This window comes from Pseudomonas sp. IT-P171, assembly GCF_949767765.1.
In the GTDB taxonomy this organism is placed as follows: Bacteria; Pseudomonadota; Gammaproteobacteria; order Pseudomonadales; family Pseudomonadaceae; genus Aquipseudomonas; species Aquipseudomonas fluorescens_B.
Window position 1 is genome coordinate 1 of sequence record NZ_CATKQN010000033.1, and the last position, 22,534, is coordinate 22,534.

The following is a 22,534-nucleotide window of genomic DNA, read 5'->3' on the forward strand; positions in this document are numbered from 1 at the left end:
CCGAATATCAAGATCAAAAGATCGCAGCCTTCGGCAGCTCCTGCATGAGTTTTGTATTCCCTTGCAGGAGCTGCCGAGTGAAACGAGGCTGCGATCTTTTGCTTTTTGCTTTATTTCAGGTGTTGCTTGAGCTCTTCAGACGCTTGCAACATCGCCGAACGCACCGCAGGCACCTGGCTCACCACATTCAACAAGCCGTAGTCGTGAATCATGCCGTTGTAGCGAACCGCCGTCACCGGCACGCCGGCCTCGTCGAGTTTGCGGGCGTAGGCCTCACCTTCATCGCGCAGCACATCGGCGCCGGCTGTTTGCACCAGCGCAGGTGGCAAGCCTTTGAGCTGGGCAGTGGTCGCGCGCAGTGGCGAAGCGTAGATCTCGTTACGTTGCTTGGCGTCAGTGGTGTAGTTGTCCCAGAACCACTTCATCATGTTCTTGGTGAGGAAGTGCCCCTCGGCAAACTGGTTGTAAGACGCCGTTTCAAAGTTTGCGTCCGTCACCGGCCACAGCAGCACCTGGAACCTGATCGCCGGGGTGCCTTTGTCTTTGGCCATCAGCGCAACCACGGCCGCCATGTTGCCGCCGACGCTGTTGCCGGCCACGGCCAGGCGCTTGCCGTCGACATTGATTTCTTTACCGTGCTCAGCCACCCACTGGGTCGCGGCATAAGCCTGGTTGATCGCCACCGGGTAATGCGCTTCCGGCGAAGGGGTGTAATTTACGAACACCGCGGCCGCACCCGAGCCCGTGACCAGATCCCGAACCAGGCGTTCGTGGGTCGGGAAATCCCCCAGCACCCAGCCGCCGCCGTGGAAGAACATGAACACCGGCAGCTCGCCTTTGACCCCGGCCGGACGGACGATGGTCAAGCTGATGGGTTGGCCGTCGACTTGAATGGTCTTCTGGCTGACATCCGCTTTTGGCAGCGTCAATTTCACCCCGGCTTGCGCGCCGACCAAGATGGCCCGGGCATCTTTCGGGGAAAGCTGTTCCATCGGTTTGCCGGTGCCGGCATTCAGAACATCGAGGAACGCCTGGGTGTTGTGCTCAACCCCGTCGCCCGCGAATGCACTGTGGATGGACAGGGCGAGAAGGGTACCGGTCAAGACTTTGCTGAAAGTGTTCATGTTCGTTTCCTGTTCGGTCTAGGAATCAGCAGTTAGACGGTAACGTGCAGGCGCACATCGACGTTGCCACGGGTGGCGTTGGAGTACGGGCAGACCTGGTGGGCAGCATCGACCAGGGATTGCGCATCGGCTTGTTCAAGACCTGGCAGGCTGACGTGCAGATCGATGTCCAGACCGAAACCACCAGGAATCTGGCCGATACCGACATGGGCGGTGATCGATGCGTCGGCCGGGATGCTGCGTTTGGTCTGGCTGGCGACGAATTTCAGCGCGCCGATGAAGCAGGCCGAGTAACCGGCGGCGAACAGTTGTTCAGGGTTGGTGGCTGCGCCGCCAGCACCGCCGAGTTCTTTCGGGGTAGCGAGTTTGACGTCGAGGATGTTATCGCTGGAAACCGCACGACCGTCACGGCCACCAGTGGAAGTTGCGATTGCGGTGTAGAGAGTTTGCATGGTGTACGCCTCGTTTGGATTTGTTTGTTTGCGCTAAATGTTTGCGCGCTAAGTAAGTGCGAAGTGAATGTATCGCGCTAATATCTTGCGCGCAAGATAAATTTTGAAAAAAGTTTGGCAAGCATGGTGAGGCCCACGAGTGATTGCCGGCAAGACTATGGAATTAGAGCGGTTCAGGCAGGATTTTCGGGCAGTAAATTTTTTCGAGGCGAGGGGCAGATGAAGCGGAGTCCCGAGGTCACCACAAAAAAATGTGGGAGCGGGCTTGCTCGCGAATGCGGTGTGTCAGTCAACACATGTGCTGAATGTCACACCGCATTCGCGAGCAAGCCCGCTCCCACAGTGGATGTGTGATGGTTTGAAGATTACAGGCTGTCTTGCAGATTGCTCCGCAGCACTTGCAGCTCTGCCTGCAGTTTCTGCAGTCTCTCCAGTGTCATCCCGCTGGCGCCGAGGATGCACTGGGGAACTCCGCGAGCCTTGTCCCGCAAGGCGCGACCCTGTTCGGTGAGTTCGACAATCACAACTCGCTCGTCTTCGCGGCTGCGGGTGCGGCTGAGCAAGCCTTCGGCTTCCAGGCGTTTGAGCAGTGGCGTCAGTGAGCCAGGATCGGTCAGCAGGCGCGTGCTGATTTCGCCTACGGTCAAACCGTCCTGTTCCCACAACACCATCATCGCCAGGTATTGCGGATAGGTCAGGCCCAGCGCTTGCAACAGCGGCTTGTAGACCTTGGTCATCAGCAGCGAGGTGGAATGCAGGGCGAAGCAGGCCTGATTATCCAGCAGCAGGGCGTCGCAGTTATCGGAGGTGTTGCGCTCGGTGTTCATTTCGAAGCCTTGATCAGTGATCGTCATAAATCTAGCGGGCGAATCTTTAATGCGCCAGACAATTCTGGACTAGTGCCGGTCCAGGTCGGTTTGCAGCGCCAGGTCCCATGGCGGAATCGGACTGAATCGGGTTTTCAGGTATTCCAGCAACAAACGACTGCGGGAATTGGGCTGCTGCTCCAGGCGCAAGGCATAGATGCCGGTGGTGTCCGAAGGTGGCAGACCATTTTCGCAAAACAGGGGCAGTAGCTCACCACGCAACAAATATTCGCTGGTCAGCCAGGTCGGCAGATGCGCGACACCCAACCCGGCCAATGCCCCGCAGGCCAGCGCCTCGGCATTGTTGGCGCTCATGCGGATGCGCGACGGGCGGTGCGTTTGCATTTGCCCATCCCGCTCGAAACGCCAGGCGAAGGGTGGGGCGAGGCCATCCCAGTCGAGGCCGTCGTGTTCAATCAACTGCGCCGGGTCGGTCGGTACGCCGCGACGCTTCAGATAGTCGGGGCTGGCGCAGGCGATGCGCACCATGCTCGCCAGCGGTGTGGCCACCAGGCGGGTGTCGGCCATTTGCCCGGTACGCAGCACCAGATCAACCTTGCCCAGGTTCAAACCCTGCATGTCGACAAAACTGTCGATCAAGTGCAGTTGCACATCGAGACCGGGGTAGAGCACCAGAAAATCAGCGATCACCGGCGCCAGGTGCCGCCGGCCGAACGCGGCGGGGGCGTCGATCCGTATCAGGCCTTCCGGCGCACTGCTCAGGGACACCGCTTCGGCCCGCGCCAGTTGCAGTTCGGCCACAATCCGCCGCGCTCGTTCGGCGAATGCCAACCCGGCCGGCGTCGCGCGCACGGCATGGGTACTGCGGATAAACAACTGGCTGCCGACGGCGTTTTCCAGGCTGTCGATGCGCCGCGCCACGGCCGACGGTGTCAGCGGATAACGGCGGGATGCGCCGGAGAAACTGCCGGTTTCCAGTACATCGAGGAACAGGCCCAGTTGTTCGGTTAACTGATTGGGGTTCATGGCGTAGTCAGTGCTTATGCAAAGTTGGCACAGCCATTGTGCGTTGCTATGCGTTTCCCCGCCAGCGCCGACTGCGTAGGATGGATCGCCTGAGATGAGAGGACATTGGCCGTGATTGAATTTTTGATGTATCTGGTATTCGGTGCCGCCCTGGGAACCCTGGGCGGGTTGTTTGGGATTGGCGGAGGGCTGATCGCCATTCCGTTGCTGGGGGTGTTGTTCGGGCTCGATCAGCAGATTGCCCAAGGCACTGCGCTGGTCATGGTGGTGCCGAATGTGATGCTGGCGCTGTGGCGCTATCACCAGCGCAATAAAATCGAGTTGCGTCACGCGCTGCCGCTGGCGTCGATGGGTTTTTGCTTTGCGTGGATCGGGTCGATCTGGGCGGTGGGCATCGATGCGGAAACCATGCGCGTAGGATTTGTCGCATTCCTGATCGCACTGTCGGCCTACAACCTGGTGCGAATGTTCTACGCCAATGTGTCGGTCAGTTCGCAGATGAATTACTCATGGCCATGGCTGGGCGTGCTCGGCGCGGCTTCCGGGACCACGGGTGGATTGTTCGGTGTGGGTGGGGCGGTAGTGGCAACGCCCGTGCTGACCAGCCTGTTCGGCACCAGCCAGGTGGTTGCCCAAGGCTTGTCGCTGGCACTGGCGTTACCCAGCACGGGCGTCACGCTGGTGACTTATGCCGTGCATCATCAAGTGGACTGGATGATCGGTGTGCCGTTGGCCATCGGCGGTCTGCTGAGCATCAGTTGGGGCGTGAAGATCGCCCACACCATACCGGAGCGGCTGCTGCGCGCGCTGTTCTGTGGCTTCCTGGTGCTGTGTGCGGTGATGCTCGCCTTTAAAGTTTGAACCCTTCGACGATGTGTTCGGCCAGGCACTCGGTAATCGGCGACGGGTTGTGCAGGTTGCGCACCAGCATGATGCTCGCCTCGGGCAAAATCGGCAGATCTTCGGCTTCACCGAGAATGCGCATGTCGGGGGTGATCAGGCTTTCCAGTTGTGCGGTCACGGCCAGGCCGGCACTCACCACCGCCATGATCGCCGACAGGCTTGAACTGTTGTAGGCCACGCGATAATCGCGGCCCATGGCATCGAGGGCATTGCAGGCCCATAAACGGCAGAAGCAATCGCTGTTGAACATCGCCAGCGGCAGCGGCGTTTGCTCATGGGCACTGAAGCATTGCGCTTCGGCCCAGACAAAACGTTCCTTGCGCAGCAGTTGCCCGATCTCGTTGCCCGGCTCACGGGTGACGATGGACAGGTCCAGGTCCTGGCGCAGCAGCAATTGTTTTGATGATTCACAGTGGACTTCGATCTGGATCAGCGGATACGACTGGGCAAATCGCCGCAGGATGCCCGGCAAAAAACGCATCACGTAATCGTCGGGTGTGCCGATGCGTACCATGCCGACCATGTGCGGTTCGCGCAACGTGTTGAACACTTCGCTGTGCAGCTTGAGGATGCGCCGCGCGTAGCCCAGCAACACCTGGCCTTCAGCGGTGAGGCGCACCTGACGGCCGTCGCGCTGAAACAACTGGCGCTGCAACACATCCTCTTCCAGCCGTTTCATCTGCATGCTCACGGCGGACTGCGTGCGATTCACCAGCTCGCCGGCGCGGGTAAAGCCGCCCTGATCGGCGATGGCAACGAAGGTGCGCAGCACTTCGGTATCGATACTTGGGAAGGCGGACATTGATCAATCTCCGAGATGTATTGCATCAGAAACATTCGTTGGATTGATCTTAGCTCCGGCGCGACACTTGAGCCATCCCAAACGGAGGGCAACAAGATGAAAGGTCAAAAAGGCTATGTCGAAGTAGAAAAACATTCCATCCATGTGGTGACAGATCTGTTGCACAAAATCAGTCGCTGGTACGAATTGCACCGTGAACGCGAGTTGTTGGCGGGCATGAGCGACGAAGCACTGAAGGACATAGGGCTCAGTCGTGCGGATGTCGAGCACGAAACCATCCGCCCATTCTGGGATGACCCGATGCACAAATGAGTAACCCACAACTACACAAACCGTCTCCCGGTAAGGTAGGTTGCGAGCAGACAAGGAGATGTTCATGCCCGCAACGCTGTCCTTTTCCATCAAACAGGCTCGACGCCTGGCGCTGGCCGCCCAAGGGTTCAACGGGCGCCAGCCGCCGGCGACGATCAAAGCGGTCCAGCTCAATCGCCTGATCGAGCGGCTGGGCATTTTGCAGATCGACTCGGTCAATGCGTTGGTGCGTTCGCACTACCTTCCTTTGTTTTCCCGCCTCGGCAACTACTCATCCGACTTGCTCGACCAGGCTGCCTGGAGTTCGGGCCGTCGACGCACGTTGTTCGAATACTGGGGCCATGAAGCCTCGTTGCTGCCCCTGTCGATGTACCCGTTGATGCGCTGGCGCATGCGGCGGGCGACCCGGGGTGAAGATATCTATCAGCAACTGGCGCGATTCGGGCGTGAGCAGCAGGACACCATTCGCCGTGTGCTGGCCTCGGTTCAGGAACTCGGCGCGCTGGGTGCCGGGAGTCTGTCGACGCGCCAGGAGCGGGCAGGACCTTGGTGGGACTGGAGCGCGGAAAAGCATGCGCTGGAGTGGTTGTTCGCCGCCGGTGAGGTGACCGTGGCTGGACGACGTGGATTCGAGCGGCTTTATGATTTGCCGGAGCGGGTCATTCCCTCCGCGATTCTGCAGCAGCCGTTGCTCTCGGAGGACGAGGCCCAGCGCGGGCTGTTGCTGCATGCCGCGAATGCCTTGGGGGTGGCGACGGAGAAGGACTTGCGCGACTACTTTCGCCTGAGCCCCGGTGATGCGCGTCCACGCTTGGCAGAATTGGTGGAAACGGGGCAATTGCTGACTTGCGAGGTTCAGGGTTGGCGGCAACCGGCATTTTGTCTGCCGGAGCCCAAAGTGCCGCGCAAGGTCGAAGCCAGCGCCTTGCTTTCACCGTTCGACTCGCTGATCTGGGAGCGCAGTCGCACTGAGCGCTTGTTCGATTTTCGCTATCGGTTGGAGATCTACACGCCGCCGGACAAGCGGGTCTACGGCTATTACGTACTGCCTTTTTTACACAACGAGCGGATTGCCGCACGGGTGGATTTGCGCGCGGAACGGGCATTGGGGCGGCTCGCAGTGCATGCCGTGCATGAGGAAGAAGCGGGGCTGGACGAGGAGGGGATGCTGGCGTTGGCGGTCAATTTGCGGCGGATGGCGGATTGGTTGGGGTTGGAGCGGGTTCAGTTGAATTGTCCGCGGGCGAGTGCGGCGCGGTTGCGGGTGGCATTGGCACAGATAGATGGGTGACTAATCTGGGCTAATCGCCAGCAGGCTGGCTCCCACATGGTTTTGTGTACGACACAGATCCATTGTGGGAGCCAGCCTGCTAGCGATAGCGGTACATCAGGCGATCAAAAACTACCGTCGAACCTGCTTTAAAGTTTCGGCAATCAAAAACGCCAGCTCCAGTGACTGATCAGCATTCATTCGCGGATCACAATGGGTGTGATACCGGTCCGACAACCCGTCCTCGGTAATCGGCCGCGCACCACCAATGCACTCGGTGACATTCTGCCCGGTCATCTCGATATGGATGCCACCGGCATAACTGCCTTCCGCTTCGTGAACCTGGAAGAACTGCTTCACCTCGCCAAGAATCTGCGCAAAGTCGCGGGTCTTGTAGCCGCTGCTGGCCTTGATGGTGTTGCCGTGCATCGGGTCGGAACTCCAGAGCACCTGTTTGCCTTCACGTTGCACTGCGCGGATCAGTGCCGGCAAGTGATCGCCGACCTTGTTTGCGCCCATTCGCGCGATCAGGTTCAAGCGGCCTGGATCGTTGTCCGGGTTGAGCACGTCGATCAGGCGGATCAGGTCTTCCGGGTTCATGCTCGGGCCGACCTTGACCCCGATCGGGTTGTTCACTCCACGCAGGAATTCGACGTGCGCACCGTCCAGTTGGCGGGTACGGTCGCCGATCCACAGCATGTGCGCCGAGCAGTCGTAGTAATCGTTGGTCAGGCTGTCGCGACGCACGAAGGCTTCTTCGTAGTTCAGCAGCAGCGCTTCGTGGGCGGTGAAGAAACTGGTTTCGCGCAATTGCGGCGAACTGTCCATGCCACAGGCGCGCATGAAGGCCAGGGTTTCATCGATGCGGTCGGCGAGGTGGCTGTATTTTTCCGCCAGCGCCGAGTTGGCGATGAAGTCCAGGTTCCACTTGTGAACTTGATGCAGGTCGGCAAAACCGCCCTGGGCAAAGGCGCGCAGCAGGTTCAGGGTGGCGGTGGACTGGTGGTATGACTGGAGTAGCCGCTCCGGATCCGGAACGCGGCTTTTTTCGTCGAAACCGATGCCGTTGACGATATCGCCCCGGTAGGCCGGCAGGGTCACGCCGTCGATGGTTTCGTCGTTGGCCGAGCGCGGCTTGGCGAACTGGCCGGCCATGCGCCCGACCTTGACCACCGGGCAACCGGCCGCGAAGGTCATGACGATCGCCATTTGCAGCAGCACTTTGAAGGTGTCGCGGATTTTCGCGGCGGAGAACTCGGCGAAGCTTTCGGCGCAGTCGCCGCCCTGCAACAGAAATGCGCGACCCTGTGTCACTTCGGCAAACTGACGGCGCAATTCCCGGGCTTCACCGGCAAACACCAGCGGCGGATAGCTGGCCAGGGTTTGCTCGACGTGCAGCAAATGCGCCGCGTCGGGATAAACAGGTTGTTGCTGGATCGGCAGGGCGCGCCAGCTGTCAGGGCTCCAGGGTTGGCTCATCACGGTCTCGGTTGTTTTACGCTCGGGTGTTCATGTTATCAGCAAATTAGTGCGTGACCTGTTCCCGTCGCTTCGCGGACAATCGCGCTTTTGCCGCCTCATGTTGCGGTGTACTACGTTGCCGGGCCTGGTAACGATCAGGAGACGAAATGACTGAGGAGCGCGTCGAGCATCTGCTCGCCGAGGTACAGGACGAGTTCGGTGTGATTCGTGTGCTGGAAGTGGCCGATTACCGTTTTCTCGAGTTCGGTGATGCCATCGAACAAAGCTGTGTGTTCACCGCCGACCCGAGCTGGCTCGAATACGATTACACCCGGGCGATGCTTGTTGGTGCGTTGTGTCACGGGCAGCCGGAAAGTGCGCTGTTTCTCGGCCTCGGTGCCGGCACGTTGACCCAGGCCTGCCTGAAATTCCTGCCGCTGGAAGATGTCGAGGCCATCGAACTGCGCCCCGACGTGCCGCGCCTGGCCATCGAATACCTTGGGCTGGATGACGATCCTCGACTCTACATCCGGGTTGGCGATGCACTGGAATTGCTGGCGACGGCAGAGCCGGCGGACCTGATTTTCGTCGACCTCTATACCGATGTCGGGCCGGGGGTCGGGCACCTGGCCTGGAGTTTTCTGGAAAACTGTCAGAAACGCCTGAATCCGGGCGGTTGGCTGGTGATCAATCAATGGGCCACCGACGACGGCAAACCCTTGGGCGCGGCGTTGTTGCGCGGGCTTTATCATCGGCATTACTGGGAGCTGCCGGTGAAGGAGGGCAATGTGATTCTGATTGTGCCTTCGGAACTGGATCAGGACCTGGACATGGACGGATTGGTTGCGCGGGCCGAAGAGCTGGCGCCGCGGTTGGGGTATTCGTTGCAGTCGCTGATCAAGGCGATTCGCCCGGCGAGCTGATGCGGGTGTGATCACTTGTGGCGAGGGGATTTATCCCCGTCCGACCGCGAAGCGGTCGCAAAGTCGGCGAATGTGGTCTGCCTGAATGGCCATGGCGCTGGTTTTGGGGCTGCTTCGCAGCCCAACGGGGATAAATCCCCTCACCACAGAAGCTCCCTAGCCACAAAAGCCGTCTTGTCAGCAGCCTTTGAACACGCCGGGCCGCTTCTCGATCATCGACCGCACACCTTCCTTCGCATCCTCACTCGCCAACAGCTTCTTCACCAGCGCCGGCAATCCCTGCGCCGCCGCGGTTTCCCCTTCATAACGTGCCTGCCGCGCCGACATCAGCGTCGCCTGAACCCCCAGCGGTGCCTGCCGGGCAATCCGCTCAGCCAGTTCAATCGCCCGCGGCAACAAATCCTCGCTGGCCATGACTTCCTGCACCAGGCCCAAGTGCAGCGCATCATGGGCATCGAACTCATCGCCGGTCAGCAGCCAGCGCATGGCGTTGCCCCAGCCTGCAACCTGATGCAGGCGCAACGTCGCGCCGCCAAACGGGAAGATCCCGCGTTGGACTTCTTTCTGGGCGAATCGGGTGTTGCTGGCACACAGGTTGATATCGGCGGCCAGCATCAGCTCGATACCGATGGTCAGGCAATAACCTTGTGCGGCGACGATCACCGGTTTGCTGACGCGCGGACCTGCAAACACCCCCCACGGATCGCACCCTCCGGGCGGCACCTGCCAACCTTCGGCCAGCGCTGCGCTGGCATTGACCAGGTCGAGCCCGGCAGTGAAATGCTCGCCATGGCCGAACACCACCGCCACCCGCGCCTCGATGTCGGCCTCGAATTCGCCGTAGGCCAGGCTGAGGGCATTGAGCAGGTCGAGATCGAAAGCGTTGCGCTTGGCCACCCGATCCAGGCCGATCAACAGGACATGGCCGTGCCGTTCGCAGGTCACACGGCTGGTAACGGGTTGATTCATCACGCAATTCCTCGAGCGGGAAGGGGTTTGAGACTGCAGGACTGCGTCACAAGGGGGAACCGTTTTAGCGCCATCGCCAGCAGGGCCGGGCCTTTGAAAAATAGACTGCTGCACGATTATCTGCAAAGCCTGTGACATAACGGTGTATGCGTCAGATTTCCGACAAATAATGCTCCCTTTTTGGGCGAATTCCGGTATAGTGCGCGCCGGCCTTTAACCGGGCCGCGTTTAGGTAGCGCAATTCCCCGAAGTCAGCTTCGGCTGCACGTCCGCACAGCGGACTCTCCCTTGACGAATCTTTTTCATTCATTCGTTTTCGCAAATCCCCGCCGACAAAGCAGCCAGGGCGACTCTTGAGTCTTACACGGCATGCGCAGCTTTGGAGCATGGGTCTTTGCGGATGCACTTAGAGGCAGACCCATGACCCAGGAAACCGGCGGCTTCGCCGCTTTTAATCTTAATCCGAATATTCTTGCAGCCGTCATCGCGACTGGCTACGAAGAGCCTTCGGCTATTCAGCAGCAATCGATCCCGATCATCATGGCCGGTCACGACATGATTGGTCAGGCGCAAACCGGTACGGGTAAAACCGCCGCGTTCGCCCTGCCGATCCTGCATTGCATCGATCCTGCCAAGCGCGAGCCGCAAGCCCTGATCCTGGCGCCAACCCGTGAGTTGGCGCTGCAAGTAGCAACCGCTTTCGAAACCTACGCCAAGCAAATGCCGGGCGTAACCGTTGTGGCCGTTTACGGCGGCGCGCCTATGGGCCCACAACTGAAAGCAATCCGTAACGGCGCACAGATCGTTGTCGCCACCCCGGGCCGTCTGTGCGACCACCTGCGTCGCGACGAAAAAGTCCTGTCGACCGTGAACCACCTGGTTCTGGACGAAGCTGACGAAATGCTCAAGCTGGGCTTCATGGACGACCTGGAAGTCATCTTCAAGGCTCTGCCAGCGACCCGTCAGACCGTATTGTTCTCGGCCACCCTGCCACAGTCGATCCGTGCCATTGCCGAACGCCACCTGCGCGATCCGCAACACGTGAAGATCCAGACCAAGACTCAGACCGTTACCGCGATCGAACAGGCTCACCTGTTGGTTCACGCTGACCAGAAGACCTCGGCTGTATTGAGCCTGCTGGAAGTCGAAGACTTCGACGCCCTGATCATGTTCGTGCGCACCAAGCAAGCGACCCTGGACCTGGCCAGCGCCCTGGAAGCCAAAGGCTACAAAGCCGCTGCGCTGAACGGTGACATTGCCCAGAACCAACGTGAGCGCGTCATCGATTCCCTCAAGGATGGCCGTCTGGACATCGTTGTGGCGACCGACGTTGCTGCTCGTGGCCTGGACGTTCCGCGCATCACTCACGTATTCAACGTTGACATGCCGTACGACCCTGAGTCCTACGTTCACCGTATCGGCCGTACCGGCCGTGCCGGTCGCGAAGGTCGTGCACTGCTGCTGGTGACTCCGCGTGAGCGCCGCATGCTGCAAGTGATCGAGCGTGTAACCGGTCAGAAAGTTGCCGAAGTCCGCCTGCCGGACGCTCAGGCAGTTCTCGATGCGCGCATCAAGAAACTGACCAACAGCCTGTCGCCGCTGGTTGGCGATGCCGAGTCGACTCACGGTGATCTGCTGGATCGCCTGACTGCCGATATCGGTTGCACTCCGCGTGCATTGGCCGCTGCTCTGCTGCGCAAGGCCACCAATGCTCAGGCGTTGACCCTGGCTGCGATCGAGAAAGAACGTCCACTGGTGCCGAACAACGCACCGCGTGGCGATCGTCCAGAGCGTACCGGTGATCGTCCGGACCGTGGTGATCGTGAGCGTCGCGCTCCGGTTCCATTGGCCGAAGGTCGTGCCCGTTGCCGTACCGCGCTGGGTGCGCGTGACGGTATCGCTGCCAAGAACCTGCTGGGCGCCATCCTCAACGAGGGTGGTCTGGCGCGTGAAGCCATCGGTCGCATCCAGGTGCGTGACAGCTTCAGCCTCGTCGAGCTGCCGGAAGATGGTCTGGAGCGTCTGCTGACCAAGCTGAAGGACACTCGCGTTGCTGGTAAGCAGTTGAAGCTGCGTCGCTATCGCGAAGATTGATCCGCCTTCGGGTTGATTGATCGAACATAAAAAATCCCCGACTGGTTCGGGGATTTTTTTATGCCTGAGATTAGCTCTGTGGTGAGGGAGCAAGCTCCCTCGCCACAGGTTTGCTTCGCAGGCTCGGCAGCTGCTACAGGCGATCGGGTCGCGGCGGTTATTCTGTTGCCGGGCCGCCACCCGCCGTCACCACTTGCACGGTCATGCGCGGCATCGCCAGGTCGAGCCCGGCTTCGTCCAGGTGACGTTTCAGGGACAGGTTGAAGGCGCGGGAGACTTCCCACTGCTTGATCGGCGCGGTCTTGAATCGTGCCCGAAGTATCGCGTTGCCGGACTCGAAACTCTCGACCCCTTGAATCTCCAGCGGCGACCAGATGTTGCGCCGTTGCAGCGGATCGTTGCGCATCTTCTGGCCGACGTCGCGCATCAGTTTGATTGCGTTATCGATGTCCATGTTCGAGGGGATCGCCACGCGGAAGATCGCGTAGCCGAACTCCCGGGAGTAATTCTTGATGCTTTTGATCTCGCTGAACGGAATCGTGTGGACGATGCCGTCGATGTCCCGCAGGCGAACGGTGCGAATGGTCAGGCCTTCGACAGTGCCGAGGTGGCCGCCGACATCCACGTAGTCGTCGATGGCCAGGGAATCTTCGATGATGATAAACAGCCCGGTGATCAGGTCGGCGACCAGTGACTGTGCACCGAAACCGATGGCCAGACCGATGACGCCGGCGCCGGCCAGCAATGGCGTGACGTTCATGCCCATGTTCGCCAGGGCGACGATCAACGCCACGATGAAGATCGCCACGAACAGCACATTGCGGATCAGCGGCATCATTGTCTGCGCGCGGGCATTGGCCAGGCCTTTGCGCGAGCGGGTGAGGGCGTGGTGCACCGCGGTGTCGCTGAGAATCCAGATCAGCCAGGCAAAAATCAGCGTGCCGCCGAGGCTGAACAGTTTCACGCTGACTTCATGGCCTTCACCTTCGGTGAACGCAATCAGCGACATGCCCCAGACGCGCAGGCCCAGTTCGATGAATGCCAGCCACACCAGCAAATGGGCAAGGGTATAGAAGAAGCTTTTCAGGCGTTCGGAATACAGCGCATGACGCTTCACGCCACGTTGCGGTTTCAGCGCATGGCGACGCACCAGCCCATTGATGACCATGCACAACACCAGCAGCACGGTGCAGATCAGCGACTGACGCAGTGCGGTACTGGTGTCGCCGGCCGAGACGAATGTGGCGAACAGCGAGATGGCCACCAGTACCAGCGCCGGCACGTACCAGAAGGTCCCGAGAATATCGATGGTGTCGCTCAGGGCGCGGCGGGTCAGGCGCCGGGACAGCGGCTGGTTGCGGATCAGGTGGGCGATGGGGCGACGGAAGCGCAGGATGAACAGGCCGGTAGACAGCGCGGCCAGCACATTGGCGATGGTGGCGGCGGTGTGCGCCAGGTGGCTGCCCAGGCTGGTCACCAGTCGCGGATCGCTCAGGGCTTCACCGAACGCGGCGAAACTGCCGATCAGCCACAACGGCCGAAAGGCCTGATGCCGCAGGATGTACAAGGCGCGGTGACGGTGCGGACCGTCGAGCAGGGAAAAAGCGATCACGCAGATCGCCGAAAAACACGTGCCGACCACCAACGCATAGGCCAGCACCATGGCCAGGCTTTTGCCCAATGACGAGGGCAAGGCGTAACTCATGTACACCGTGATGACCAGGGCGATCAGCCAAGGGCCAAGTTTGCGCAGGGCAAACCGCAGCATGTCGAGGGCCTTGGGGTGTTGCGGCAATTCCTCGGTCAGGCCGAAGCGCATCCGCACCCGGTGCCCGAGCCAGATCAGTGCGGCGGCCAGCAGGCTCCAGATCATCAGGATCATGGCGAAGGCAAAAATGATCGGCAGCCATTCATTGACCGGTAGCGCCAGTGCTATCAGTTCGTCTTTGGCCAGATTGAATTCTTCGGACCAGCGCGTAAGCGGGCTGTCGGCGCCGGAGAACTGTTTTTCGAAATTGGCCAGCGTTCCGCCGATCAGGCCCAGCACGCCTTCTTCTTTGGTCGGTTGGGCTTTTTTGGTGGCGTCACGCAGCTTCTTCAGGTCGGCCAGCAACTTGCTGCGTTGCTGATCGTTCTCCAGCGACTTGATGACTTCGTCGAGTGATTGCCCCAGAGGTTCTTGCGCCTCCGGCTGGGTTTTCGCGGAGCCGTTGAGCAGGCTCGGCAAACCGGCGGCCTCGGCAGGCGTGATCGGCAGCAGCGTCATGAGGCAGACGAGGAAAAGACAGGGCAGGGCAAAAAGACGAGCGAACACTAGGCGGTCAACCTTGAAAGGAGCAGATCGACCGAGTGTACGAGCCCGCCAAAATCAATGCGAGCGAGGGGCGAGGATTTATTCGTTGAGTTTGGCGAGGATCTTGAAGACGACGGTGGCGAGGATGGTCAGCATGCCGATCCACATCGCGAACACGCCGACATTCTTGTCACGGAAATTGAAGCCGATGGCCAGCAGGATCATCCCGGCAAGAATCGGGATCAGCATGGCGTGGAATGAAGACATCGAGATCATGGGCGACTGCCTTGTCTAAGGGGGTATTTCAAGTCTAGGTGGGTTTTGGGTGGCCGGTAGTGATGTGTATCAGAATGAGCCGCGAGAACCGCGGGATTATTGTGGCGAGGGAGCGTGCTCCCGCTGGGCTGCGGAGCAGCCCCAACACCAGCCATCGCGTTCTTCCTGGCAGACCGCATTCGTCGGTTTTGCGACTGCTTGGCAGTCGAGCGGGAGCAAGCTCCCTCGCCACAGAGGATTCTCTGCAGATTTCCTTTGCTTGGTGATTACGGCAATTCCTGGCAGGCGTAAAACGCGCTCAGCACTTTCACCAGGTGCGCCAGGTCGTGGCTGCCGCACAACTCGCGGATCGAGTGCATGGCGAACGTCGGCAAGCCGATGTCCACGGTGCGCACGCCCAGGTGGCTGGCGGTGATCGGACCGATGGTCGAGCCACAGCCCATGTCGCTGCGTACCACGAAGCTTTGCACCGGCACTTCCTCGGCCATGCACAGATGGCGGAAGAACCCGGCGGTTTCGCTGTTGGTGGCGTAACGCTGGTTGCTGTTGACCTTGATCACCGGGCCGGCGTTGAGTTTCGGGCCGTGGTTGGCGTCGTGCTTGTCGGCGTAGTTGGGGTGCACGCCGTGGGCGTTGTCGGCCGAGACCAGCAGGGACTTCTGAATGGTGCGTACGAATTCATCACCATCAGGCAGCAGGCGACGCAGGGTCTGCTCAAGCATCGGGCCGTCGGCGCCGCACGCGGAGCAGGAACCGACTTCTTCGTGGTCATTGCAGACCAGCACGCAGGTTTCGTCGGTTTCAGCCGTCAGCAAGGCCTGCAGGCCGGCGTAGCACGACAGCAGGTTGTCCAGGCGCGCGCCGGCAATGAAATCGCCATGCAGGCCGATGACCGCCGCGCTTTGGGTGTCATAGAAACTCAGCTCGTAATCGAGCACCACGTCGGCGTTCAAGCCATGCTCCAGCGCCAGCTGGTTGGTGAGCACGGCGCGGAAGTCCACGCGCTCATCGCCGGCAAACTGCGCAAGGATCGGCGGCAGCTCGGTCTGGGCGTTGATGGCCCAACCCATGTTGGCTTCACGATTGAGGTGAATGGCCAGGTTCGGAATGATCGCTATCGGTGCCTTGAAGTCGATCAGCTGGCTCTCGACCTTGCCGTCGCGGCGGAAGGTCACGCGGCCGGCCAGGGAAAGGTCGCGGTCGAACCAGGGGGCGAGCAGCGCGCCGCCGTAGACTTCGACGCCCAGTTGCCAGAAACCCTGGCGTTGCAGTTCCGGTTGGGGTTTGACCCGCAGGCACGGGCTGTCGGTGTGGGCGCCGACCAGGCGAATGCCGCCGTGCAGCGCTGAATGACGGCCCATCTTGATGGCGACGATTGAAGAGTCATTGCGGGTGACGTAGTAACGGCCGTTGGCCTCGGTGGACCAGGGCTCGCGTTCATCGAGACGCTGATAACCCGCCGCTTCCAGACGCTGAACAAGGCTGGCGGTGGCATGGAACGGGGTAGGGGAGGCCTTGAGGAAATCGATCAGGCCTTGGTTCAACTCTTCGCGCATAAGTAGCTCCAGACAGCAATGGCGCCAGTTTAACGTATTGGCTTGGGGCTTTGGGCGTGACGTTCGCCACAGTCGTCAACCCGCTGCTGCGACCCGTTTTTTCAGGTAGGACATGATGATCTGCTCGTCTTCAGGCTTGTCCGGTTTGGGCAATTGTTTCGGCCAGCCCTTGTGATGAGTACCCAAGAGTGCCTCCCGACGGGCTTCGTCCCAGCGAAAAATTTCCCGCGAGGCGGATTCCCACCATTCGTGTCGGCATGCCGTGTAGTAGGGGTGATCGGGTGCAGCGCTTCCATATAGTAGGTCGCGACCGATCTTTTTCAGCGCACCTTTATGGTTGCGCAGCTTCCATTTGATTTTCAGTCGCTGCCAGGCGGACGGGTACGGCTTGACCCGTGGTACATCGCGGCACCACTCCACCAGCTCGGGGCTGAACGCCTCCCCATGCTGTGCAAAGAAAAACGCCTGCATCCCATGGAAAAAGCGTTTTTCCGCGAAGTAGTGGTAGATGTACTTTCTCGCTTCGCGCACCGGCTTGTCGCGCATCGCGAACGACAGGGCGATTTGCTCGATCGTGTGAATATCGAAGCTGTCACGGGTCCATTCGTCGATGAATTCGATCGACGCTGCCAGCAGGGGCGCGTCGCGGTCGGTCAGGCCGCAGAGTCCGCTGTTGTACAGCTTGAAACCGTCGTCTGCGGTGATGCCGTGAGTGCGCAGGTATTCGCCGAGCTTCACGTATTCGTCGCGTTTGCAGACATCCCGCCAGCAGTATTCGAGGCGATCCATCAGGTAGTGCCCGGGCTTGATCTGATTGAAGATCTGGTTCGGGTCGCTGGTGAACAGCGTGTCAGTGTCGACGAACAGGGTTTTTTCCGCGAGCTTGAGGCCCTCCGCCATGGCGCAGGCCTTGCGGCGATGGTGGTAGCCGTTTTCACCCTGCCACAGGGTCAGTGTTTCCTGGGTCAGCATGACGGTTTCAACCGGCCAGCCGGCGTAGTCCTCGGGGCGGTCGGTGAGGATTCTGATGCTCGGAAGCTTGCCGTTTTTCGAATGGGACAGCGCAGTCAAAATACTGAATTTGGCTTCGCGTCGGTAAACATCCTGATTGCCGTAGATCAGATAAAGCAGTTGATGTCGGGTTTTCTTGACAGGTGCTGCAGGGGAAACAGTACAACTCATCGGGATAAAATCCTTTTGCTAAAACGGGCGACTGCCTGTCAGCCAGTGCTTAAAACGGTGCCGGGCACTCGAAGCGCAAGCGTTCGCCGCTCTGCGGGTGAGTAAAGCTGAGCATGCTCGCATGCAGGCACAACCGTGGCCAGGCGGCCAGCGCCTGCTCATGGGCATAGAGGCCGTCGCCCAGCAGCGGATGGCCGATGGAGAGCATGTGCACGCGCAACTGATGGGAGCGGCCGGTGATCGGTGTCAGTTCGACCCGGCACCAGTCGCCGCAACGTTCGAGTACGCGCCAGAACGTCAGGGCGTTTTTGCCGAACTCGTGGTCCACCACGTGGCGCGGTTTGGTCGGCGGATCGTAGCGCAACGGCAGATCGATGCTACCGCTGTCCAGCTCCGGTTGACCCCAGCACAGGGCTGTGTAGGCCTTCTCGGTTTCGCGGTCGTGAAATTGCCGAGACAGTTCGCGATGGGTGTCCGGGTCACGGGCCAGCAGAATGATGCCGGACGTTTCCCAGTCCAGGCGATGGACGATGCGGGCTTCCGGGTAGCCGTTTTCTTGCAGGCGGGTGATCAGGCAATCCTTGTTGTCATCGGCCCGGCCGGGGACGGACAGCAACAGGGTCGGTTTATCCACCACCAGTACGGCGGCGTCCTGATGGATGATACGGATGTTGGACAGCGGCATTAAAACAGCCTCGTAACAAACGCCAACGGCGACTCAGGCCCCCTCCATTGGCAGAGGGGGCCTGAGTCGCCGTGGCTCCTGCCGGATCGACTCAGCGATCTGGCAGGGTGATATTGAGTTCCAGAATCGAGCAGCTACCCTGGTTTTCCAGGGCGACGTGCACGTCATCGGACCCGATATTGACGTACTTGCGGATCACCTCGACCAATTCCTTCTGCAAGGCGGGCAGGTAGTCCGGCGTACTGCGTTGGCCGCGTTCATGCGCCACGATGATCTGTAGACGCTCTTTCGCTACCGAGGCGGTACTTGGCTTCTTGTTAGCACGAAAGAAGTCAAAAATGTTCATTACCGGCCTCCAAACAGACGCTCAAAGAATCCTTTCTTCGTCACATCGAGAAACCGATGCTCCACGGTTTTACCCAGCAGGCGTTCAACGGCATCGCTGTACGCCTGACCGGCGTCGCTCTGGTCGTCGAGGATCACCGGCACGCCGGAGTTGGACGCCTTGAGTACCGCTTGGGACTCAGGGATCACACCCAGCAGGGTCACGGCGAGAATTTCCTTGACGTCTTCGACGCCGAGCATTTCGCCGTCGCTGACGCGTTGCGGGTTGTAACGGGTCAGCAGCAAATGTTCCTTGATCGGCTCTTCGCCGTTTTCAGCGCGACGCGACTTGCTGGCCAACAGGCCCAGCATGCGGTCCGAGTCACGAACCGAGGAGACTTCCGGGTTGGTCACGACAATCGCTTCATCGGCGAAGTACATGGCCAGGTGAGCACCTTTCTCGATGCCGGCCGGGGAGTCGCAGACCACGAATTCGAAGTCTTCCTTCAACGCCATCAGGACTTTTTCCACGCCTTCGACGGTCAGCGCGTCTTTGTCGCGGGTCTGACTGGCGGCCAGTACGTAGAGGTTTTCCAGGCGTTTGTCTTTGATCAGGGCCTGTTGCAGGTTGGCTTCGCCGTTGACCACGTTGACGAAGTCGTACACGACGCGACGCTCGCAACCCATGATCAGGTCGAGGTTACGCAAACCGACGTCGAAGTCGACGATAACTGTTTTGTGACCGCGCAGTGCGAGGCCGGTACCGATAGCAGCACTGGTGGTGGTCTTACCCACACCACCCTTGCCGGATGTAACCACGAGAATCTTGGCCAAGGTGTTTCACCCCTAAGGAAAAAGGACATTTAGCCCCTGAAAAACATCTCTAGAAAAACTACTGCAGTCGGACAGCCTTGGCTGGAATCCGGTCCAGAACGGCGCTTACCTTCGATAAACACTGCTTTTGGCCTTTTTCCTACTTCGTTTGAGCCGTATTCGCTACGTTTTAGAGATGCTTGGAAAATGCGGCAGTATCCGTTAAAGCCGAATGATGTTCAACACATCGCCCGACAGGCTGACCTGTACGCCGGCACCCCATAAAGGGTCGCGCCGCAGATCCTCCGAAACCTTGTAGTGGCCTGCGATGGAGACCAGTTCAGCGCTCATTTGCTGACAGAAAATCCTGGCTTTCGTGTCGCCTTTGACCCCGGCCAGTACGCGACCGCGCATCGGGCCGTATACATGGATGTTCCCGTCGGCGAGAAGTTCCGCCCCCGGGCTGACCGACGAGATTACGACGAGGTCGCAACCCTGTGCATAAATCTGCTGGCCGCCGCGCACGGGCGAAGTGATGATTTTCGTCGGTTTGATCGTCGGTTCCGGCGGTTTTTCCGGTTTTTTCGCAACGGCCCCGTCAAGCGGGTCCAGCGGCCGCTCGCGGGCGCCGGACGGTGGCAGCACCGGCAGGTCGACCGCGATGGCGGCAGCGATGTCTTCGATGCGGCTGGCGCGGATCGCCAACGTACGCAGACCGTGCTGGCGACAGACGCGCATCAGGCCTGGCAGATCGACCGCGCCTTCGCTGGCCGGAAGCTTGTCCAGCGCCAGTACCAACGGTGCGTTGCTGAAGAAGCCAGGCGCCTGGGCGACCTTGGCGGCCAGTTGCCGATCGAGGCTCTCGAGGTCGTTGCGGGCCAGCTCCAGCACCGTAATGGCGAGCATGCTGCCCTTCAACTGGAACACGGGATCTTGGTCTAGCAGGTCGGTTTGGCTCATGGTGGGCATACAACGGCTTGTCACTAAAAGTGCCGAGACTTATAACGAGAACGCTCGCCAGCCGCAAGCCGGGTCGAACGATGTAGAATGCGCGGCCATCGTCTTTCCGGAAGCTTTAATGGATCGCCCGCGTTTTCGAAAAACATTTCTTATGCCGCGTTTCTGGCCGCTGTGGTGTGGGCTGGGGCTGTTGTGGCTGATTGTTCAATTGCCGTATCCGGCGTTGCTGTCAATCGGCCGCGCCCTCGGCGCATTGATGTATCGCGCGGCGGGCGACCGACGGCGCATTGCCAGGCGCAATCTGGAACTTTGCTTCCCGGAAAAGTCTGCTGCCGAGCGCAAACGCCTGCTCAAGGAAAACTTTGCCTCCACCGGCATCGCTTTCTTTGAAATGGCCATGAGCTGGTGGTGGTCCCGGGAGCGCCTGGCGAAGCTGGCCCACGTCGAAGGGCTGGAACATCTGAAGAAAGCCCAGCGCGACGGCAAGGGCGTGATTCTGATGGCGGTGCATTTCACCACGCTGGAAATCGGCGCGGCGTTGCTCGGTCAGCAGCACACCATTGATGGCATGTACCGCGAGCACAAGAATCCGTTGTTCGATTACATCCAGCGCTGTGGCCGCGAACGGCATAACCTCGATTCGCTGGCCGTGGAGCGCGAAGACGTGCGCGGCATGCTCAAGTTGCTACGGGCCGGCCGTGCGATCTGGTACGCACCGGATCAGGACTACGGCGCCAAGCAAAGCATCTTCGTGCCACTGTTCGGCATTCAGGCGGCGACCGTCACCGCCACCAGCAAATTTGCGCGGCTGGGCAAGGCGCTGGTGGTGCCGTTCACCCAGGAGCGTCTGGCGGACGGCAGCGGTTATCGACTGGTGATCCATGCGCCGCTTGAGGGTTTCCCCGGCGAGACCGAAGAAGCCGATTGCCTGCGGATCAACCAATGGATCGAAGGCGTGCTGCGCGACTGCCCGGAGCAATACCTCTGGGCCCATCGCCGCTTCAAGAGCCGTCCGCCGGGCGAGCCCAAGCTGTACGCAAAACGCGGTTGAACCCCTATCCCATCAAGCACCATGGAGCGTTGCGATGAGTCCTGCTGAACCGGTTACAGGGTTGATTCTTTCCGGCGGCGGGGCTCGGGCGGCTTATCAGGTCGGCGTATTGGCGGCGATTGCCGAACTGCTGCCGCTGGGGGCAGACAATCCGTTCCCGGTAATCGTCGGCACCTCGGCCGGGGCGATCAACGCCGTCAGTCTGGCCAGCGGTGCGATGGATTTCCGGGGCGCGATCGAGCGTCTGACAGCCTTCTGGCAGGGTTTCCGCAGTCACCTGGTGTTGCGCAGCGATTGGCCGGGGGTGATTCATCAGGCCAGTCGGTTTGTCAGCCACAGTTTGCTCGGCATCGGCGCTCAGGTGCCGGTGGCCTTGCTCAACAGCTCGCCGCTGCGCGGGTTGCTCAACGACAAACTGCAAATGACCGGCATCGCCGACGCCATCGCGCACAAGCAGTTGCAGGCCGTCGCGGTCACCGCGTTTGGCTATGAATCCGGACAAGCCGTGACGTTCTATGAGGGCGGGGGCACCATCGACGCCTGGTTGCGTCATCGGCGAATCGGCGTGCCGACGCAATTGACCGTCGACCATTTGCTCGCCAGCTCCGCCATCCCATTACTGTTTGCCCCGGTGAAAATCGGCGAAGAATATTTCGGCGACGGCGCGGTACGCCAATCCGCGCCGATCAGCCCGGCCCTGCACCTGGGCGCCAATCGCGTGCTGGTGGTGGGCGTCAGCGGCAACCCACGCGGCGTTGACCCCGAGCAACCGCTGCAACGCGCCTACACCGGCCAGCAACCGACGCTCGCGCAGATCGGCGGGCACATGCTCAACAGTACGTTCATTGACAGCCTGGAAAGCGACATCGAGTTGCTGCAGCGCCTGAACCAGTTCAGTCACCTGATGCCCGATGGCACGCCGACCCGTGCGCTCGGCGTAGCGCCGGTGGAGGTGTTGGTGATTTCGCCGAGCCAGCCGATTGATGAAATTGCTGCGCGTCACCGTCAGGAGTTACCGGCGGCGTTGCGTCTGTTCCTGCGCGGGCCGGGGGCGACCAAGACCAGCGGGGCGGGGGTGTTGAGTTACTTGCTGTTCGAGGCGGGGTATTGCAGCGAGTTGATTGATCTGGGGCGGCGGGATGCATTGGCCAAGCGGGATGAGTTGAGTCGGTTTCTTGGGCTAACGGTGCCTGAAGTCGCTTGAGCTGTCAGGCGTGACAGTAGACATTTA

General features: G+C 60.3%; 22 protein-coding genes. 7 read left to right on the forward strand and 15 right to left on the reverse strand.

Annotation, left to right across the window (positions count from 1 at the left end):
* Window positions 1-110: 110 nt before the first annotated feature.
* The 4 genes from ACM6I5_RS17345 to ACM6I5_RS17360 all read right to left on the reverse strand — a co-directional run bounded on the left by ACM6I5_RS17345 (window position 111) and on the right by ACM6I5_RS17360 (window position 3,429).
* Window positions 111-1,124, reverse strand: coding sequence for an alpha/beta hydrolase (locus ACM6I5_RS17345; protein ID WP_017339802.1), 1,014 nt, complete (start codon window positions 1,122-1,124; stop codon window positions 111-113).
* 32 nt (window positions 1,125-1,156) lie between these two features.
* Entirely contained in the window at window positions 1,157-1,576 is a 420-nt protein-coding gene (locus ACM6I5_RS17350; RefSeq protein WP_017339801.1) for an organic hydroperoxide resistance protein, read from the reverse strand.
* A gap of 365 nt (window positions 1,577-1,941) precedes the next feature.
* Window positions 1,942-2,403 (reverse strand): MarR family winged helix-turn-helix transcriptional regulator, encoded by a 462-nt coding sequence (locus ACM6I5_RS17355; protein WP_031319036.1) that lies wholly within the window; start codon window positions 2,401-2,403, stop codon window positions 1,942-1,944.
* Window positions 2,404-2,472: 69 nt separating this feature from the next.
* Window positions 2,473-3,429 (reverse strand): LysR family transcriptional regulator, encoded by a 957-nt coding sequence (locus tag ACM6I5_RS17360; RefSeq protein ID WP_017339799.1) that lies wholly within the window; start codon window positions 3,427-3,429, stop codon window positions 2,473-2,475.
* A gap of 111 nt (window positions 3,430-3,540) precedes the next feature.
* On the opposite strand from ACM6I5_RS17360, the gene ACM6I5_RS17365 reads away from it, so the two are divergent.
* Window positions 3,541-4,290: a sulfite exporter TauE/SafE family protein gene (locus tag ACM6I5_RS17365; RefSeq protein WP_414884282.1), complete on the forward strand. Its 750-nt coding sequence runs from the start codon at window positions 3,541-3,543 to the stop codon at window positions 4,288-4,290.
* Here ACM6I5_RS17365 and ACM6I5_RS17370 read toward each other — a convergent pair.
* Window positions 4,280-5,134 carry a LysR substrate-binding domain-containing protein gene (locus ACM6I5_RS17370; RefSeq protein WP_414880095.1) on the reverse strand — a complete coding sequence of 285 codons (855 nt, stop codon included), beginning with the start codon at window positions 5,132-5,134 and terminating at the stop codon, window positions 4,280-4,282. The genes ACM6I5_RS17365 and ACM6I5_RS17370 overlap by 11 nt on opposite strands.
* A 96-nt stretch (window positions 5,135-5,230) precedes the next feature.
* Here ACM6I5_RS17370 and ACM6I5_RS17375 point away from each other — a divergent pair, with 96 nt between their 5' ends.
* Window positions 5,231-5,446, forward strand: a complete 216-nt coding sequence (locus ACM6I5_RS17375) for a DUF1127 domain-containing protein (RefSeq protein WP_017339796.1) — start codon at window positions 5,231-5,233, stop codon at window positions 5,444-5,446.
* Between the two features lie 64 nt (window positions 5,447-5,510).
* Window positions 5,511-6,737, forward strand: coding sequence for a winged helix-turn-helix domain-containing protein (locus ACM6I5_RS17380; protein WP_414880094.1), 1,227 nt, complete (start codon window positions 5,511-5,513; stop codon window positions 6,735-6,737).
* Between the two features lie 111 nt (window positions 6,738-6,848).
* Here the strand turns inward: ACM6I5_RS17380 and ACM6I5_RS17385 are convergent, their stop codons facing one another.
* Window positions 6,849-8,195, reverse strand: coding sequence for a class II 3-deoxy-7-phosphoheptulonate synthase (locus ACM6I5_RS17385; RefSeq protein ID WP_017339794.1), 1,347 nt, complete (start codon window positions 8,193-8,195; stop codon window positions 6,849-6,851).
* A 149-nt stretch (window positions 8,196-8,344) separates the two neighbouring features.
* Between ACM6I5_RS17385 and ACM6I5_RS17390 the strand changes: the two genes are divergently transcribed.
* A complete protein-coding gene (locus ACM6I5_RS17390) occupies window positions 8,345-9,100 on the forward strand; it encodes a spermidine synthase (protein ID WP_414880093.1) in 756 nt (251 codons plus the stop codon).
* A gap of 177 nt (window positions 9,101-9,277) precedes the next feature.
* Here ACM6I5_RS17390 and ACM6I5_RS17395 read toward each other — a convergent pair whose 3' ends face one another.
* Window positions 9,278-10,069, reverse strand: a complete 792-nt coding sequence (locus tag ACM6I5_RS17395; protein WP_414884283.1) for a crotonase/enoyl-CoA hydratase family protein — start codon at window positions 10,067-10,069, stop codon at window positions 9,278-9,280.
* A gap of 420 nt (window positions 10,070-10,489) precedes the next feature.
* Here ACM6I5_RS17395 and ACM6I5_RS17400 point away from each other — a divergent pair, with 420 nt between their 5' ends.
* Window positions 10,490-12,163, forward strand: coding sequence for a DEAD/DEAH box helicase (locus ACM6I5_RS17400; protein WP_017339791.1), 1,674 nt, complete (start codon window positions 10,490-10,492; stop codon window positions 12,161-12,163).
* 157 nt (window positions 12,164-12,320) lie between these two features.
* Here the strand turns inward: ACM6I5_RS17400 and ACM6I5_RS17405 are convergent, their stop codons facing one another.
* The 8 genes from ACM6I5_RS17405 to minC form a co-directional block, all read right to left on the reverse strand.
* A complete protein-coding gene (locus tag ACM6I5_RS17405) occupies window positions 12,321-14,477 on the reverse strand; it encodes a mechanosensitive ion channel family protein (protein ID WP_031319034.1) in 2,157 nt (718 codons plus the stop codon).
* Between the two features lie 78 nt (window positions 14,478-14,555).
* Entirely contained in the window at window positions 14,556-14,732 is a 177-nt protein-coding gene (locus tag ACM6I5_RS17410; RefSeq protein WP_017339789.1) for a hypothetical protein, read from the reverse strand.
* A 266-nt stretch (window positions 14,733-14,998) separates the two neighbouring features.
* Window positions 14,999-16,288: a M18 family aminopeptidase gene (locus tag ACM6I5_RS17415; RefSeq protein WP_017339788.1), complete on the reverse strand. Its 1,290-nt coding sequence runs from the start codon at window positions 16,286-16,288 to the stop codon at window positions 14,999-15,001.
* Between the two features lie 75 nt (window positions 16,289-16,363).
* Window positions 16,364-17,470 carry a hypothetical protein gene (locus ACM6I5_RS17420; RefSeq protein WP_414880092.1) on the reverse strand — a complete coding sequence of 369 codons (1,107 nt, stop codon included), beginning with the start codon at window positions 17,468-17,470 and terminating at the stop codon, window positions 16,364-16,366.
* Window positions 17,471-17,519: 49 nt separating this feature from the next.
* Window positions 17,520-18,155: an RluA family pseudouridine synthase gene (locus tag ACM6I5_RS17425; RefSeq protein ID WP_017339786.1), complete on the reverse strand. Its 636-nt coding sequence runs from the start codon at window positions 18,153-18,155 to the stop codon at window positions 17,520-17,522.
* A gap of 91 nt (window positions 18,156-18,246) precedes the next feature.
* Window positions 18,247-18,501, reverse strand: a complete 255-nt coding sequence (gene minE / locus ACM6I5_RS17430) for a cell division topological specificity factor MinE (protein WP_007944431.1) — start codon at window positions 18,499-18,501, stop codon at window positions 18,247-18,249.
* A complete protein-coding gene (gene minD / locus ACM6I5_RS17435; RefSeq protein WP_017339785.1) occupies window positions 18,501-19,313 on the reverse strand; it encodes a septum site-determining protein MinD in 813 nt (270 codons plus the stop codon). Before minD ends, minE begins: the two co-directional genes overlap by 1 nt.
* 201 nt (window positions 19,314-19,514) lie before the next feature.
* Entirely contained in the window at window positions 19,515-20,252 is a 738-nt protein-coding gene (minC, locus tag ACM6I5_RS17440) for a septum site-determining protein MinC (RefSeq protein ID WP_414884284.1), read from the reverse strand.
* A 118-nt stretch (window positions 20,253-20,370) separates the two neighbouring features.
* Between minC and ACM6I5_RS17445 the strand changes: the two genes are divergently transcribed.
* Together ACM6I5_RS17445 and ACM6I5_RS17450 are read left to right on the forward strand one after the other, a co-directional pair.
* Window positions 20,371-21,303 carry a lipid A biosynthesis lauroyl acyltransferase gene (locus tag ACM6I5_RS17445; protein WP_017339783.1) on the forward strand — a complete coding sequence of 311 codons (933 nt, stop codon included), beginning with the start codon at window positions 20,371-20,373 and terminating at the stop codon, window positions 21,301-21,303.
* A gap of 34 nt (window positions 21,304-21,337) precedes the next feature.
* Window positions 21,338-22,507, forward strand: coding sequence for a patatin-like phospholipase family protein (locus ACM6I5_RS17450; RefSeq protein ID WP_017339782.1), 1,170 nt, complete (start codon window positions 21,338-21,340; stop codon window positions 22,505-22,507).
* The last annotated feature ends 27 nt before the right edge of the window (window positions 22,508-22,534 follow it).